Below are 14,465 nucleotides of genomic sequence, written 5' to 3' on the forward strand. Positions count from 1 at the left end.
AGTCTGTCACGCCCGCCAGCCGGCCTCGTCCACGCCGCCGGGCACCGGTGCGGCTGGGTCGTATGGGGTGCGCGTGAACACGAACGTCGCCAGGTCGAGGTGGGTCGGCGTGCCGTCGGAGGCCCTGCCGACCACGAGGGTCTCGCCCGCGTAGTAGCCGTCGAGCCCGAGCCAGCGGTCGTCGCCGAGCGGGCGGAACCGCGAGGCGCGGCCCGCGCCGGTCGCCGGGACGAGGTCGAGCCAGCCGTTGCCTAGCACCCGCAGGTGGTACGGCGTCGGGCCCCAGTGCCAGAGTCCGGTGAGCGGGAGCAGCGAGCGGTCGATGTCGGCGGGCGTCCACTCGGCGGGCAGCGGCGGCTCGTAGTCGTCGGCGATCGAGATGAGGTCGGTGACGAGCGAGAGGATTCCGACGCCCGAGGTGGTGTTGGCGAAGGCGACCGCGCCGGTCTGGGTCGCCGGGTCGATCAGCGTGCACGCGAGGAAGCCGGGCATCGACCCGGTGTGCCCGGCCAGCCGCTTGCCGTTGACGCGGATGAGCTGCAGGCCGAGTCCGTAGCCCGCGTTCCACACGTCGCCGTCGTCGACCGTGGCCACCTCGCGCATCTCAGCCACGGTGTCCTGGCTCAGCACGTCGCCGGTGCGCCCGCCGACGAACGCCGTGAACCTCGCGAGGTCGTCGAGGCACGACCAGAGCTGCCCGGCCGGTGCCATCGCCCCGGCGTCGTACGCGGGCTCGGGCAGCACCACGTCGGCGAAGGGGTGCACCGCGCAGCCCCGCGCGTGCCTGCCCTCGGGTGCCGCGGTCGTGTTGGTCATCCCGAGCGGTTCGAGCACCTCGGCGCGCAGCGCGTCGAGCCAGCTCGTGCCGCGCACCCGGGCGACCAGCTCGCCGAGCGTGCCGTACCCGACGTTGGAGTAGTGGAACCGGCGGCCGGGGCGGTGCTTGACCTCGTCAGCGGTGAGGCTCGCGCTCAGGTCGGTCCACGTGCCGCCGGGCGAGCGCTCCCACCACGCGCCGGGCGACTCGGACGTCAGCCCGCTGGTGTGGGACAGCAGCTGCGCGATCGTGGAGCCGCCGAAGCTCGTGCCGGGCACGTGCTTGTCGAGCGGGTCGGCGAGGTCGAGCCTGCCCTCGTCGCGCAGCCGCAGCACCACGGTGGCGACGAGCGACTTGGTGATCGAGCCGATGCGGTACTGCGTGGCGTTGTCGGGAGGGGTGCCGTCGACGGTGCCCCGCGCTCCCGACCACACGATCTCGCCGTCGCGCACCACCGCGGCGGCCAGCGACGGTGCGCGACCGCTCACCTGCTCGGTGGCGATCCGGCGGAGGAGGACGAGTTCGGTGGTAGGGAGCATGGCGGCCATGTTAGCCAGCCCGCAGTGAAGGCCACCTTCACTGCGTTCAACGCAGTGAAGGTGGCCTTCACTGCGGTCGGGTGGGTGGAACCGGGTGTCCGTCGAAAGGATGACGTCTCGCGCCGTGGCCCTTCCTACGCTCGCTGTCGGGGAAACGGGGGTCCGATGGTGGCGACAGGAGCCGCGAAGCGGCGCAGGGAACGGAACGAGCTCGCGGCGGCGCTCGCACGCGGGCCGGTGGAGGTGCTCGACTTCTTCCTGCCGCTGTGGGCGGGTAGCGCGCTCGGGGCCACGCCCGCGCAGGTCGGTGCGCTGACCGCGCTGGAGACGCTCGTGTCGCTGCTGGTGCGGCCGGTGTCGGGGGTGCTGGCCGACCGGTTCGACCGGGGCAGGCTCGCCGCGCTCGGCGCCGTCCTCTATGGACTGTCGTTCGCCGGGTACGCGGTGACGCCGGGGATCGGGCCGGCTTTCGGGGCGGCCGTGCTCGGCGGTGCGGGCGGGGCGCTGTTCTGGGTCGCGCTGCGGGCGCGGGTCGGCGAGGGCCTCGCCGATGACAGCGGCGTGTTCAGCAAACTGTTCGCCGCGGAGGGCGCGGGGACGTGGATCGCGTTCGTCGTCGCGATGACGCTCGTGTCGCGCATCGACTACCGGGGTGTGTTCTGGCTCGGCGCGGCCGCGTGCGGGATGGCGGCCGCGGTGCTGCTGGTGCCGTCGGGGCAGCGCGCGGTCACCGCGGAGCAGGCGCCGAAGCTGGCCGACCTCGGCAGGCGCATGCGGCCGGTGCTCGGGCTCGTGGCGCTGACGGCGCTGGCCGAGGCGGGCGTCGCGTTGCTGTTGCTGCTGCACCTGCAACGCGGGCACGAACTGGAGCTGAGCGAGATCGCGGCGGTGTTCCTGCCGGGGTTCATCGTCTACAGCACGCTGCCGGACTACCTGCACCGCATCGTGCGCCGGATGGGCAGGACGCTGGTGCTGTCGGCGGCGCTGGTGTGCAGCGCGGGGTTCGCGGCGGGCCTGTCGTTCGCGCCGAACCCGTTCGTGCTCGCGGGGATATGGGTGCTCTCGGCGGTGGCGTTCGCGGCGGCGATCCCGGTGCAGCAGTCGATCGTGGCCGAGGCGGCGGGGGTGAGCCTGGGCCGGGGGATGGGCATCTACGAGAGCGCGACGCTGCTGGGTGCGACCGTCGGCACGTTCGCGGCCGGGCTGCTCTACTCGGCCGGCAACGGGTGGCAGGCCGCGTGTCTCGGTGCGGGGGCGCTGCTGCTGGCGGGTGCGGTGCTCGTGCGGCCCGCGGTGCGCGCGCTCGGCGTGGCGGAGTACCCGGCGGAGCCCTCGCCCGAGCCGGAACCCGAGCCCGAACCGGAACCGGAGCCCGGGAAACCGAAGGAACCCAGGGAGTCCGAGGGGTCCGGTCTGCGCAACTGGTACGTGCACGCCGGCGTGTTCGTGCTCGCGCAGACGGTGTTCGCGGTGCTCGGCTACGGCTGGCCGATCGAGGCGGTGTTCGGCGGCCCGCACGACCCCGGCTGGTTCGTGAACTCCACCGGGCACTGGCTGCGGGATGTGAGCCGGATCTGGTGCTACGTCTTCGTGGTCGACACCGTGTGGACCTGGGGCAGCGTGCTGTGGAGGCGACGCCGCTATTGACAAATTGTCTACCATGACGAGATGTCTCATCAGTGGGTGACGGCCGATGACGGTGTCCGCCTCTCCGTGCGCAGCAGCGGCAGGGCGGACGGGCCCACGCTCGTCTGCGTGCACGGCTACCCCGACGACTCGGCGCTCTGGGACGACGTCGCGGCGCGCCTCGGCGAGCGCTTCCGCGTGGTCACCTACGACGTGCGGGGAGCGGGCGCCTCGGACAAACCGGCCGAGCGCGCCGCCTACCGGCTCGACCGGCTCGCCGCCGACCTCGCGGCCGTCGTTGGCGCGGTGCGGCCAGAGGGCAAGGTTCACCTGCTCGCCCACGACTGGGGCTCCATCCAGACCTGGCACGCCGTCACCGGCGGATGGCTGGACGGGCGCATCGCGTCGTACACCTCGATCTCCGGGCCGAGCCTCGACCACGCGGCCCGCTGGCTGCGCGCACAGTTGCGCAAGCCCACGCCGCGCCGCCTGCGCAACGCGCTGCGTCAGCTGCTGCACTCCACCTACATCGCGTTCTTCCAGCTGCCCCGCGTACCCGAACTGGTCTGGCGCACCGGCCTGCTGCCGTGGGCCCTGCGCAGGCTCGAACCCGGCGTCGGCAGGCCGAACTCGTCCGACGGCCGGTACGGCCTCGAGCTGTACCGCGCCAACATGCTCACCCGGCTCGGCAGGCCGGCCCGCCCGCACGCCGACGTGCCGGTGCAGGTGCTCGCGCCGACCGGCGACGCCTACGTCACGGCGCCGCTGCAGACCGAGCTCGACTGGGTGCCCGACCTGCGCGTCCGGCACGTCGCGGGCAGGCACTGGCTGCCGAGGCAGCGTCCCGGCGTCGTCGCCGACGCCGTCGCCGAGCTCGTGGACCACGTCGAGGGCGGGCCGGAGGCGAGGGGCCTGCGCCGCGCGCGCGTGAACCCGCCCTCACCCCGGCGGTTCCCCGGCAGGCTTGTGGTGGTGACAGGTGGCGGCAGCGGCATCGGGCAGGCCACGGCGCTCGCGTTCGCCGAAGAGGGCGCGGACGTGGTGGTCGCCGACATCGACGGCCAGGCCGCCGCCCGCACGGCCGAGCTGGTGAGGGCAACGGGCTCGGCCGCCGCCGAGTACACAGTGGACGTCAGCGACGGTGCGCGGGTCGACGCGTTCGCCGCCGCCGTGCGGGCCGAGCACGGGGTGCCCGACATCGTCGTGAACAACGCCGGAATCGGTGTGGCGGGCTCCTTCGCCGACACCGGCGTCGGCGACTGGGAGCGCGTGATCGACGTGAACCTGTGGGGCGTGATCCACGGCTGCCGGGCGTTCGTGCCGATGCTCACCGAGCGGGCCGAGGGCGGGCATATCGTCAACCTCGCGTCGATGGCGGCGTACCTGCCGAACAAGGTGTTGCCCGCCTACTCCACGACGAAGGCCGCGGTGCTGATGCTGAGCGAGTGCCTGCGCGCGGAGCTCGCGAGCCACCGCGTCGGCGTCACCGCGGTGTGCCCCGGCATCGTGCGCACCCCGATCGCCGAACGCACCGTGTTCGCCGGGGCGAGCGAGCAAGAACAGGCGCGGCGCAGGCGCAACGGCGCCAAGCTGTTCGCCAGGAGGGGGTTCGGGCCCGAGCGCGTGGCCGCCGACATCCTGCGCGCCGTCGAGCGGGACGTGGCGCTCGCACCGTCCACTCCGGAGGCCTCGGTGACGCTGACCCTGTCCCGGCTCACCCCTGGCCTGTTGCGGGCGATCGCGCGGTGACCGAGCGCAAGCCGCGCCGCATGACCCGCGCGGCGCGCAGGGACGACCTCATCGCCGCGGCACTGGAGCTGTTCAGCACCCGCGCCCCCGAGGACGTCTCCGTCGAGGACGTCACGGCGCGCGCCGACGTGTCGCGGGCGCTGTTCTACCGGTACTTCGCGAGCGTGCGCGAGCTGCGGGTCGCCGCGTTGCGGTCGGTGGTGGACGGGCTGCTCGCCCGGCTCGCCGCGCGCGCGGAGGGCACGCCGTACGATCGGCTGCGTGCCGCCGTGCGCGCGCTCGCCGAGGTGGCCGCCGAGCACCGAGCGGGCTACGTCGCGCTCGTGCGCAGCGGTTCCGCGATCGCGACCTCGGAGACCAATGCCATCGTCGACGAGGTCAGGGAGGCCGCGGTGGGGGTGATCCTCGCCGACGCGGGGATCACCGACCCGTCACCGATGCTGCTCACCACGCTCCGCTGCTGGACCGTGGTGGTCGAGGGAGCGCTGCTCACGTGGCTGCGGGAAGACGGCCTGGAGCAAGGGAAACTCGACGCGTGGCTCGTCGACCAGCTCCTCGCCATGATCGGTGCCACCGAGCGGCACGATCCGGACACCGTTATTTCATCGGTTTTTCATCCACCGCGACGTCGTACTTGACGTTGTCGCCCTCGACCGAGGTCACGGTGACGGAGACGCCGTAGCTCGTGCCCTGGTGGGCGAGCACGCACCGGGCCTTCGTGCCCTGCTCGGCGTCGATCGCGCCGGGGCACTCGATCTGCTCGGGGCGCTGGCCGACCCGCTGCTCCAGTGCGTCCGCCGTACTGCGCTCGAGGTCCTCCTTGGAGACCTGCTTGGTGGTGCTGATCTCCGCCGAGCAGGCGGTCAGCGCCAGTGCGGCGAACGCCGTGACGAGCAGGGTCCTGGCTGTGCTCCACATTGTACGTCCAATTTGTCCGGCCACGAGGGGTGCGCCGTGCACCCGTTCGGACGCTAGCACTGCTGGACCCGGGCCGGAGTTTCGGCGGCATTGGCCGCGCGGAACCCCGCGACGGCGACCGTCGCCGTCGCCGCCAGGAAGATCACCTGCATCAGTGTGCGCGGCACGAGCGTGTCGTCCCACGGCAGGTTCGTGCCGTTGAGCGCGAGGTTGACGTTGGCGGGGAACATCACGACGAGCAGCACCGTGAGGCCGGCGGCCGACCAATGGGCGAGCTGCCGGTGGAACATCGCGAGCGCGCCCGCGATCTCCAGCACCCCGGTGACCGTCACGAGCAGGCCGGGGGCGGGCAGGAAGCCGGGGACCATCGCGATCAGCTCCTCGCGCATGCCCGCGAAATGGGCGACGCCGGTGAGCAGGAACATGGCGGCGACCCCGCCGCGCAGGGCGGTGGGCAGCGGCCGCAGCCTGGGCCGCCACAGTCTGCCCACGGCGAGGACGGCCGCCGTGCCGGCGACGAGCGTGATCAGGGGTTCCATGACGCATACTCCTATCTAGTCGGTGACTAGATAGGAGTATGCGCGCTTATTTAGGCAGTGACAAGTTCTATTCGAGGCTGGTCAGGAACGGTTCGCGAGCGTGTCCCACCCCTCGACCTCTGACGGCTTGCGCGGCGCGGGGCCGACGTACTTGGCCGACGGCCGCACGAGCCTGCCCGTGCGCTTCTGCTCGAGGATGTGCGCGGCCCAGCCCGCCGTGCGGGCCGAGGTGAACATCGCGGGCATCATGTGCGGCGGTACCTGCGCGAAGTCCAGGATCACGGCGGCCCAGAACTCCACGTTCGTCTCGATCGCCCGGTCGGGACGCCGCTCACGTAGCTCGGCGAGCGCGGCCTCCTCGAGTGCCGCCGCCGCGTCGTACCGGGAGGCGCCCAGCTCGCGGCAGGTGCGGCGCAGCACGCGGGCGCGCGGGTCCTCCGCGCGGTAGACGCGGTGGCCGAAGCCCATGAGCCGCTCCTTGCGGTCGAGCAGGCCCTTCACGTACGCGCGCGCGTCGCCGGTGCGCTCCACCTCCTCGATCATCGGCAGCACGCGTGCGGGCGCGCCGCCGTGCAGCGGACCGGACATCGCGCCGACCGCACCGGAGAGCGACGCCGCCACGTCGGCGCCCGTCGAGGCGATCACGCGCGCGGTGAACGTGGAGGCGTTCAGGCCGTGCTCGGCGGCCGACACCCAGTAGGCGTCCACGGCCTTGACGTGCGCCGGGTCCGGCTCGCCACGCCAGCGGACCATGAACCGCTCGGTGATGGTCTTCGCCTCGTCGACCCTCGACTCCGGCACCGCGGGTACGCCGACCCCGCGCGCCGACTGCGCGACGTAGGACAGTGCCATCACCGAGGCGCGGGCGAGCTGTTCGCGCGCGGTCTCGTCGGAGATGTCCAGCAGCGGCTGGTACCCCCAGATCGGCGCGAGCATCGCGAGCGCGGCCTGCACGTCGACGCGGACGTCACCGGTGTGGACGGGGATCGGGAACGGCTCGGCGGGTGCCAGCCCGTTGCGGAAGTGGCCGTCCACGAGCAGCCCCCACACGTCGCCGAAGCTCACCTTGCCCGCGAGCTCCTCGATGTCGACACCGCGGTAGCGCAGGGCGCCGCCGTCGCGGTCGGGCTCGGCGATCTCCGTGCGGAAGGCGACCACGCCCTCCAGGCCGGGGCGGAAACCGTCGTCGGGCTGTTCGGAGGGGGTTTGGGCCTTGCTGATCGTCGATGTCACCGGAATGGACCTTTCCAAGCGAGTTCCCCGACAGGTCGTCAACCCGTGCGAGGCCCACGCACAGGTGCCTCCTCGCACGGTGTTGGGGCAACTTTCCTCCTGTTCATCCCCGGTATCAATCGAAAGATGCGGTGGTTTCGGTCACGATTACGAGAACGATTCAGCGTGCCGGCCCCTCTGGCACGTAAATCCTTTGTTTCCGGTGGCGGGGCTTCTGCGTTTCCGGTGATAAGCATTGCCCATGCACTTGAGCCCTCAGGAGCGAGACAAGCTGCTCGTCCACGTCGCCGCCGACGTGGCGCGGCGCAGGCTGGAGCGCGGGCTGCGGCTGAACCACCCCGAGGCCGTCGCGCTCATCACCGACCACGTCATCGAGGGCGCCCGTGACGGCAGGACGGTCAGCGAGCTGATGTCGAGCGGCCGCGAGGTGCTCTCCCGCGAGCAGGTGCTCGGCGGCGTGCCGGAGCTGCTCGACTCGGTCCAGGTCGAGGCGACGTTCCCGGACGGCACGAAGCTCGTCACCGTGCACGACCCCATCGCGTGAGGAGCGAGCCCGTGCGACCAGGCGAGATCATCCCGGCAGCCGAACCGGTGCCGCTCAACCCAGGCAGGCCACGCACGCGCCTGCGGGTGCGCAACACCGGCGACCGGCCCGTGCAGGTCGGCTCCCACTTCCACTTCGCCGACGTGAACCCCGGGCTCGACTTCGACCGCGAGGCGGCAGCGGGGCAGCGGCTCGACATCGCCGCCGGCACGGCCGTGCGGTTCGAGCCCGGTGTCGAACGCGAGGTGGACCTGGTGCCGCTCGCCGGCGGTGCCGTCGTTCCCGGCCTGCGGAGGAGGTCATGACCGCCGTGCCTCCGGAGCCCGCGGCCTCGCTGTCCCGAGAGCGCTACGCCGAGCTGTTCGGGCCCACGGTCGGCGATCGCGTGCGCCTCGCCGACACGAACCTGCTCATCGAGGTCACCGAGGACCGCAGCATGGGCGCGGGCTCCGGCGACGAGGTGCTCTTCGGCGGTGGCAAGGTGATCCGCGAGTCGATGGGCCAGGCGATGGCGACGCGGGCCGAGGGCACGCCCGACCTGGTGATCACCGGCGTGATCGTGCTCGATCACTGGGGCGTGGTGAAGGCCGACGTCGGGGTGCGCGACGGCCGCATCGTCGGCATCGGCAAAGCGGGCAACCCGGACACGATGGACGGCGTCGACCCCGCGCTCGTCATCGGGCCGTCCACCGAGGTGCTCGCGGGCAACGGCAAGATCCTCACCGCGGGTGGCATCGACTGCCACGTGCACTTCATCTGCCCGCAGCTCACCGACACCGCGCTCGCCTCGGGACTCACCACGCTGATCGGCGGCGGCACCGGGCCGGCCGAGGGCAGCAAGGCCACCACCGTGACGCCCGGCGCGTGGAACCTCGGCCGGATGCTGCAGGCCATGGACGACCAGCCGGTGAACGTCCTGCTGCTCGGCAAGGGCAACACCGTGCGCGCCGACGCGCTGCGCGAGCAGCTCGCCGCCGGAGCGGGCGGGTTCAAGCTGCACGAGGACTGGGGCACCACGCCCGCCGCGATCGACGCGTGCCTCTCGGTGGCCGACGAGTCGGGCGTGCAGGTGGCCATCCACACCGACACGCTCAACGAGGCCGGGTTCGTGGAGTCGACCATCGACGCCATCGGCGGCCGGTCGATCAACGCCTACCACACCGAGGGCGCGGGCGGCGGGCACGCGCCGGACATCATCACGGTCGCCGCGCTGCCGAACGTGCTGCCGTCGTCGACCAACCCCACCCGCCCGCACACGGTGAACACGGTCGACGAGCACCTCGACATGCTCATCGTCTGCCACCACCTCAACCCGTCGGTGCCCGAGGACCTCGCGTTCGCGGAAAGCCGCATCCGGCCCTCGACGATCGCGGCCGAAGACGTGCTGCACGACCTCGGCGCGATCTCGATGATCGGCTCCGACGCGCAGGCGATGGGGCGGATCGGCGAGGTGGTGATCAGGACGTGGCAGACCGCGCACGTGATGAAGCAGCGCCGGGGTGCCCTGCCAGGAGACGGGGCCGCCGACAACCTGCGTGCTCGCCGCTACGTCGCGAAGTACACGATCAACCCGGCCATCGCGCACGGACTCGACCACGAGATCGGTTCCGTGGAGGTGGGCAAGCTCGCCGACCTGGTGTTGTGGGAGCCGAAGTTCTTCGGCGTGCGCCCGCACGTGGTGCTCAAGGGCGGCTTCATCGCGTGGGGCGCGATGGGCGACGCCAACGCCTCCATCCCCACGCCGCAGCCGTACCTGGCCCGCCCGATGTTCGGCGCCTCGCCCGCCGTCGCGGCGGAGAGCAGCTTCCACTTCGTCGCCGGATCGGCGGGCGCGGACGTCGCCGACCGGCTGCGGTTGCGGCGCAGGCTCGTGCCGGTGCGTGACACGCGGGTGCGCACGAAGGCCGACATGGTGCTCAACGACGCCACGCCGGACATCCAGGTCGACCCTGACAGCTTCGCGGTGCGCGTGGACGGCGAGCTCATCGAGCCGATGCCGGTCGCCGAACTGCCGATGGCGCAACGGTATTTCCTGTTCTGATGGACGTGCTCTCGCTGCTGCTCGCCGACTCGCGGTTCCCCGGCGGGGGCCACGTGCATTCCGGAGGGCTGGAGGAGGCCGTGGCGCGCGGGCTCGTGACGAGCGAGCGGGACCTGCCACCGTTCCTCAGTGGACGCCTGCGCGGTGCCGGTGAGCTGGCCGCCGTCTTCGCCGCGGCAGCGGCACACGCCGCCGCGCGGGGTGTCCGAAGTGGATACTGGCTGCTGCTCGACGCCGAACTGGACGCGCGTACGCCGTCGCTCGCCCAGCGCGAGGCCTCCCGCGCGCAGGGCAGGGGCACCGCGCGGGCGGGCCGGGTCGCGTGGCCTTCCCCGGTGCTCGCCGGACTGCTGGCCGCCACGCCCCGGCCTCACCACCCGGTGATCCTCGGCGCGCTCGCCGGGATCGCGGGCACACCGCCGCGCGATGCCGCGAGGGCCGCCGCCTACCTCGCCGTGAGCGGACCCGCGAGCGCGGCCGTGCGCCTGCTCGGGCTCGACCCGCTCTCCGTCAACGCGATCGTCGCCGCACTCGCGGGCGACCTGGAAGCCGTCGCCGCGCGGGCCGCCGCGTCCGCGGGTGCCGAACCAGCAGACCTGCCCGCACCGGGCGCACCCGCGCTCGACCTGCTCGCCGAGGCACACGTGCGGCAGCACAAGAAAAAAGAGGTGCGTCTCTTTGCCAGCTGACAACCACGACCACGAGCACGGGCACGGTCACGGGCATTTCCACCCCGTGAACTTCGACCCGACGGCCACCGAACCCGACCGCTACGCCGCGCAGCCACAGCGCGGCCGCGCCTACCGGATCGGCATCGGTGGCCCGGTCGGCAGCGGCAAGACCGCGCTCGTCGCGGCACTGTGCCGCGCGCTGGGCGACGAGCTGAACCTCGCCGTCGTGACCAACGACATCTACACCACCGAGGATGCCGACTTCCTGCGCAGGGCCGGGGTGCTCGACGCCGACCGGATCGAGGCGGTGCAGACGGGCGCGTGCCCGCACACGGCGATCCGCGACGACATCACCGCCAACCTCGATGCCGTCGAGCAGCTGGAGGAGCGCTTCCCCGGCCTCGACCTGGTGATCATCGAGAGTGGCGGCGACAACCTCACGGCCGTGTTCAGCCGGGGGCTCGCCGACAGCCAGGTGTTCGTGGTCGACGTCGCGGGCGGCGACAAGGTGCCCCGCAAGGGCGGCCCCGGCGTCACCACGGCCGACCTGCTGGTGATCAACAAGATCGACATCGCCCACCTCGTCGGCGCGGACCTGGACGTGATGACCTCCGACGCCCACCGGATGCGCGGCGAGCTGCCCGTGATCGCGCAGTCGCTGGTCGAGACGCCGGACGCCCCCGCGGTCGCCGACTGGGTGCGTTCCGTCCTTCCCGTCGCGGCGGCGTGAAGGCACACGCCAGGCTGACCGCCGAGCTCGACCCGGCGTCGGGCCGCACCCGGCTGCGCGAGCTGCGCTCGATGGCGCCGCTGACGCTGTTCCCCAAGCGCGGCGGCGGCACCGCGCAGGTGCACCTGGTCAGCTCGGCGACCACGCCCCTCGGCGGCGACGAGCTGACCCTCACCGTCAGGGTCGGCCCCGGTGCGTCGCTGCGGCTCTCGGGCGTCGCCGCCACGCTCGCGCTGCCCGGCAGCCACGGCGAGCCCAGCTCGGCGGCCGTGCACCTCGAGGTGGCCGAGGACGCGACGCTGGAGTACCTGCCCGAGCCCACCGTCGTCACGGCCAGGGCTCGGCACACCGCGACGCTCACGGCGTCGCTCGCCGACGGCGCCCGGCTGCGCACGAGCGAGGTGCTCGTGCTGGGCCGCGACGGCGAGCGGCCGGGCGGCCTGGTGACCACCACGAACGTCACCAGGGGAGCCGTGCCGCTGCTGCGGCAGCGGCTCATGATCGGCGACCCGCTGCTCGACGCCAGCGCCGCATACCTCGCGGGCCGGAAGGTGCTGGCGAGCGAGGTGCTGGTGTGGGGAGCCGATCCGGCCGAGGCGGTGGGCGGCGATTGGTGGTCGGTGACGCCACTCGCCGCCGGCGGCACACTCCTGACCGTGCTCGCGCCCGACGCCGTCGAAGCGGGCGCCCGGTTGGCCGTCGCCAGGCGGCACCACCCCGGATGGACGCCCGGGTGTCACGATCCAGTGGCGCCCGTCACCGATCAGACGGTTTCGCCGCGATCTGGGAACCCCTAACGTCGGCTGAATCAGGCGGGGTGAGGCCCCACAAGGGCGCGCGGAGGTTGCGGCATGCCGGAACTCGACAAACTGGACAACGAGGTAGCGGGCAGCGCGGACATCACCGTCCGGCTGCCCGGCATGAGGGTCGCCTACAACGGTGAGGCGTTCGACGAGTCCTCGCTCGCCGACACCTGGACCGAGCAGCTGCAGCAGTGGCTGGACCAGGCCGTTTCCGCCGGGCTGCCCGAGCCCAACGCGATGGTGCTCGCCACGGCGGACGCACAGGGGCTGCCGTCCTCGCGGACGGTCCTGTGCAAGGGCCTCGACGAGCGCGGCGTGGTGTTCTACACCAACTACACCTCGGCCAAGAGCCACGACCTCACGGTCACGCGCTACGCCTCGGTGACGTTCCCGTGGTACACGCTGCACCGGCAGGTCACCGTGCGCGGCGAGGTCGAGAAGGTGGATCTGACCGAGGTCGCCGAGTACTGGGCGTCCCGGCCGAGGGGTTCGCAGCTCGGCGCGTGGGCCTCCCCGCAGTCGCGGGTGGTGGACGGCCGTCGCGCGCTGGACAACGCGCTGAGCGCCATCGAGCGCCGGTTCGAGGGCGTCGACGAGGTGCCCGTGCCCCCGCACTGGGGCGGCTGGCGGATCCGCCCCGACACGGTCGAGTTCTGGCAGGGCAGGCAGGACCGCCTGCACGACCGCCTGCGCTACGTGCGCACCGAGGACGGCTGGCGAGTGGACCGCATCGCCCCGTAGCCACACCTCCACCTCCCACCAAATTGCAGTGAAGGCCACCTTGCCTGCGTTCAACGCAGGCAAGGTGGCCTTCACTGCGGTCGGATCGATGGGGTGGGGCCGGGTGCGGGTGGGGTCGGGACGGCGAAACTCACATGCGCGGGGATCGTTAGCGGGCCTAATACTGCAACGGCAGTTAGGTGAGTGGGTGGCCGCGGCGTTTGTAGTGGCTGAGCCGGGCTTGGTGTTGTCGTCGGCGGCGCCAGCGGGACCAGGCCCAGACGTGGTGAGCGGTGTCGGTGACACGCAAGACCAACTTGGTGAGCAGGCGCCGGATCTCCGGTAGCGTGAACCCGATCATGCCCGGCTCAGCGACGTCAGCTCCCCTTTTGTGGCGAGGGATCGGGAGACGGCGAGCCAGGCGTGGGCGAGCATCGACAGGGTGATGTGGGCATACCACGCTCGCCAGGACCGGACCTGATATTGATCGAGTCCAGCTTCGTTCTTGGCTTGCTGGAAGCACTCCTCGATCCGCCAGCGAGCTCCGGCGATCCAGGCCAGATCCAGCAGGGTGGAGCGGCGGGGTCCGTAGCAGACGTAGTAGGCGATCTCGGTCGGGTCCGAGAGCGAGCGGCGGGCGAGCAGCCAGTGCCCGCGCCCGGCCTGCCAGCCGATCCGGATCGGCACCCGCGCCCAGTCATACTCTCGTGGCCCGTGTGCCCCGGCCCCGACCGACAACCGCCGCCACGCCCGAGCGGGCAACTCCGCGATCAGCTCATCGGCTCGGGCCTCGCCACCGCCGGTGGTGACCAGGGTGTCGTTGACCTTGGTGGCCAGCACGTGCGCGGCATCGTGGGCTTCCAGCCACAACCGCAGGTACTTGACCTGCCCATACGCCTCATCAGCAGTGATCCACGCGAACGGCACCTTCGCGGCGAACGCCCGCGCCAGCATCGCCATGGCTTGACGCGGCTTGGTCTCGAACTCGGTGCCCTCCGGGATCGCTGCCCGCCGGCACCGGTCCTGGTCGGCGATCCACGGCTCGGGCAGATACAGCTCCCGGTCGATCAGCGCATGCCCACGAGACGAGGCATAGGCAAGAAACGTGCCGATCTGGCAGTTCTCGATCCGACCGGCTGTTCCCGAGTACTGCCGCTGCACCCCGGCCGAGCGCGTGCCCTTCTTCAGGAACCCGGTGTCGTCCACGATCAGCACGCCACCGGGCTCGCCGAGGTGCTCGATGACATAGTCGCGAACGTCGTCCCGGACCCCGTCGATGTCCCAGTCCGCCCAGCGCAGCAGCCGCTGCATCCCATCCGGGGACACCTCCCCGGCCTGCTCGGCCAGCGTCCAGCCGTTCTTCCGCTCCAACCCTGCGACCAGGCCCGATACGTACTCCCTAGCCCGATTCCGCGGTTCAGACCGTCCGAACCGGCCCGCGATCCGCTCGTGCACCCGGTCCAGCTGATCCATCACCACATCGACCACCACCGGGATGATCTACCACAACACCGCCAACTGCCGTTGCAGTACTA

At 72.0% G+C, this 14,465-nt stretch carries 15 protein-coding genes; 10 read left to right on the plus strand and 5 right to left on the minus strand.

All coding sequences use genetic code 11. The annotated features are described in order from the left end of the window. Positions 1 to 6: 6 nt before the first annotated feature. The gene (locus BA062_RS34350) at positions 7 to 1,356 is read right to left on the minus strand and encodes a serine hydrolase domain-containing protein (protein WP_110343332.1); all 1,350 of its coding nucleotides are present in this window, start codon (positions 1,354 to 1,356) and stop codon (positions 7 to 9) included. Positions 1,357 to 1,521: 165 nt separating this feature from the next. Between BA062_RS34350 and BA062_RS34355 the strand changes: the two genes are divergently transcribed. The 3 genes from BA062_RS34355 to BA062_RS34365 are packed head-to-tail and all read left to right on the plus strand — an operon-like array spanning position 1,522 to position 5,369. Next, on the plus strand, positions 1,522 to 3,003 hold the full coding sequence (locus tag BA062_RS34355) for an MFS transporter (RefSeq protein WP_110343301.1): 1,482 nt from the start codon (positions 1,522 to 1,524) through the stop codon (positions 3,001 to 3,003). A gap of 21 nt (positions 3,004 to 3,024) precedes the next feature. Then, entirely contained in the window at positions 3,025 to 4,731 is a 1,707-nt protein-coding gene (locus tag BA062_RS34360) for an SDR family oxidoreductase (protein WP_245960145.1), read from the plus strand. Between the two features lie 20 nt (positions 4,732 to 4,751). Further along, positions 4,752 to 5,369, plus strand: a complete 618-nt coding sequence (locus BA062_RS34365; RefSeq protein ID WP_110343333.1) for a TetR/AcrR family transcriptional regulator — start codon at positions 4,752 to 4,754, stop codon at positions 5,367 to 5,369. Here BA062_RS34365 and BA062_RS34370 read toward each other — a convergent pair. The 3 genes from BA062_RS34370 to BA062_RS34380 form a co-directional block, all read right to left on the minus strand. Next, the gene (locus BA062_RS34370) at positions 5,329 to 5,649 is read right to left on the minus strand and encodes a DUF4333 domain-containing protein (protein WP_110343303.1); all 321 of its coding nucleotides are present in this window, start codon (positions 5,647 to 5,649) and stop codon (positions 5,329 to 5,331) included. The genes BA062_RS34365 and BA062_RS34370 overlap by 41 nt on opposite strands. A gap of 53 nt (positions 5,650 to 5,702) precedes the next feature. Continuing rightward, positions 5,703 to 6,188, minus strand: a complete 486-nt coding sequence (locus BA062_RS34375) for a DoxX family protein (RefSeq protein WP_110343304.1) — start codon at positions 6,186 to 6,188, stop codon at positions 5,703 to 5,705. An 81-nt stretch (positions 6,189 to 6,269) separates the two neighbouring features. After that, complete coding sequence (locus tag BA062_RS34380; RefSeq protein ID WP_110343305.1) at positions 6,270 to 7,421, minus strand: citrate synthase 2; 1,152 nt, start codon at positions 7,419 to 7,421, stop codon at positions 6,270 to 6,272. A 241-nt stretch (positions 7,422 to 7,662) separates the two neighbouring features. On the opposite strand from BA062_RS34380, the gene BA062_RS34385 reads away from it, so the two are divergent. Genes BA062_RS34385 through pdxH form a run of 7 tightly spaced genes read left to right on the plus strand, consistent with a single transcriptional unit; the run spans position 7,663 to position 12,951 of the window. Beyond that, positions 7,663 to 7,965: an urease subunit gamma gene (locus tag BA062_RS34385; RefSeq protein WP_110343306.1), complete on the plus strand. Its 303-nt coding sequence runs from the start codon at positions 7,663 to 7,665 to the stop codon at positions 7,963 to 7,965. Between the two features lie 11 nt (positions 7,966 to 7,976). Beyond that, entirely contained in the window at positions 7,977 to 8,270 is a 294-nt protein-coding gene (locus tag BA062_RS34390; RefSeq protein ID WP_110343307.1) for an urease subunit beta, read from the plus strand. Beyond that, positions 8,267 to 10,006, plus strand: a complete 1,740-nt coding sequence (locus tag BA062_RS34395) for an urease subunit alpha (protein WP_110343308.1) — start codon at positions 8,267 to 8,269, stop codon at positions 10,004 to 10,006. The genes BA062_RS34390 and BA062_RS34395 overlap by 4 nt, the downstream gene beginning before the upstream one ends. Beyond that, the gene (locus BA062_RS34400) at positions 10,006 to 10,695 is read left to right on the plus strand and encodes an urease accessory protein UreF (protein WP_110343309.1); all 690 of its coding nucleotides are present in this window, start codon (positions 10,006 to 10,008) and stop codon (positions 10,693 to 10,695) included. Before BA062_RS34395 ends, BA062_RS34400 begins: the two co-directional genes overlap by 1 nt. Continuing rightward, positions 10,685 to 11,407, plus strand: a complete 723-nt coding sequence (ureG, locus tag BA062_RS34405) for an urease accessory protein UreG (RefSeq protein ID WP_110343310.1) — start codon at positions 10,685 to 10,687, stop codon at positions 11,405 to 11,407. The genes BA062_RS34400 and ureG overlap by 11 nt, the downstream gene beginning before the upstream one ends. Further along, a complete protein-coding gene (locus tag BA062_RS34410) occupies positions 11,404 to 12,204 on the plus strand; it encodes an urease accessory protein UreD (RefSeq protein WP_110343311.1) in 801 nt (266 codons plus the stop codon). The genes ureG and BA062_RS34410 overlap by 4 nt, the downstream gene beginning before the upstream one ends. Before the next feature lie 54 nt (positions 12,205 to 12,258). Continuing rightward, a complete protein-coding gene (gene pdxH, locus BA062_RS34415) occupies positions 12,259 to 12,951 on the plus strand; it encodes a pyridoxamine 5'-phosphate oxidase (protein WP_110343312.1) in 693 nt (230 codons plus the stop codon). Positions 12,952 to 13,287: 336 nt separating this feature from the next. Here pdxH and BA062_RS34420 read toward each other — a convergent pair whose 3' ends face one another. Continuing rightward, positions 13,288 to 14,421, minus strand: a complete 1,134-nt coding sequence (locus BA062_RS34420; RefSeq protein WP_110337431.1) for an IS701 family transposase — start codon at positions 14,419 to 14,421, stop codon at positions 13,288 to 13,290. Positions 14,422 to 14,465: the final 44 nt, after the last annotated feature.

The sequence above is a fragment of the Prauserella flavalba genome, from assembly GCF_003202235.1.
GTDB classification, from domain to species: domain Bacteria; phylum Actinomycetota; class Actinomycetes; order Mycobacteriales; family Pseudonocardiaceae; genus Prauserella_A; species Prauserella_A flavalba.

Coding starts and splice junctions, on each gene's coding strand:
- BA062_RS34350 (WP_110343332.1), bottom strand. CDS start 1,356: ATGCTCCCTACCACCGAACTCGTCCTCCTCCGCCGGATCGCCACCGAG.
- BA062_RS34385 (WP_110343306.1), top strand. CDS start 7,663: ATGCACTTGAGCCCTCAGGAGCGAGACAAGCTGCTCGTCCACGTCGCC.
- BA062_RS34400 (WP_110343309.1), top strand. CDS start 10,006: ATGGACGTGCTCTCGCTGCTGCTCGCCGACTCGCGGTTCCCCGGCGGG.
- BA062_RS34395 (WP_110343308.1), top strand. CDS start 8,267: ATGACCGCCGTGCCTCCGGAGCCCGCGGCCTCGCTGTCCCGAGAGCGC.
- pdxH (WP_110343312.1), top strand. CDS start 12,259: ATGCCGGAACTCGACAAACTGGACAACGAGGTAGCGGGCAGCGCGGAC.
- BA062_RS34360 (WP_245960145.1), top strand. CDS start 3,025: ATGTCTCATCAGTGGGTGACGGCCGATGACGGTGTCCGCCTCTCCGTG.
- BA062_RS34355 (WP_110343301.1), top strand. CDS start 1,522: ATGGTGGCGACAGGAGCCGCGAAGCGGCGCAGGGAACGGAACGAGCTC.
- BA062_RS34375 (WP_110343304.1), bottom strand. CDS start 6,188: ATGGAACCCCTGATCACGCTCGTCGCCGGCACGGCGGCCGTCCTCGCC.
- BA062_RS34365 (WP_110343333.1), top strand. CDS start 4,752: ATGACCCGCGCGGCGCGCAGGGACGACCTCATCGCCGCGGCACTGGAG.
- BA062_RS34370 (WP_110343303.1), bottom strand. CDS start 5,649: ATGTGGAGCACAGCCAGGACCCTGCTCGTCACGGCGTTCGCCGCACTG.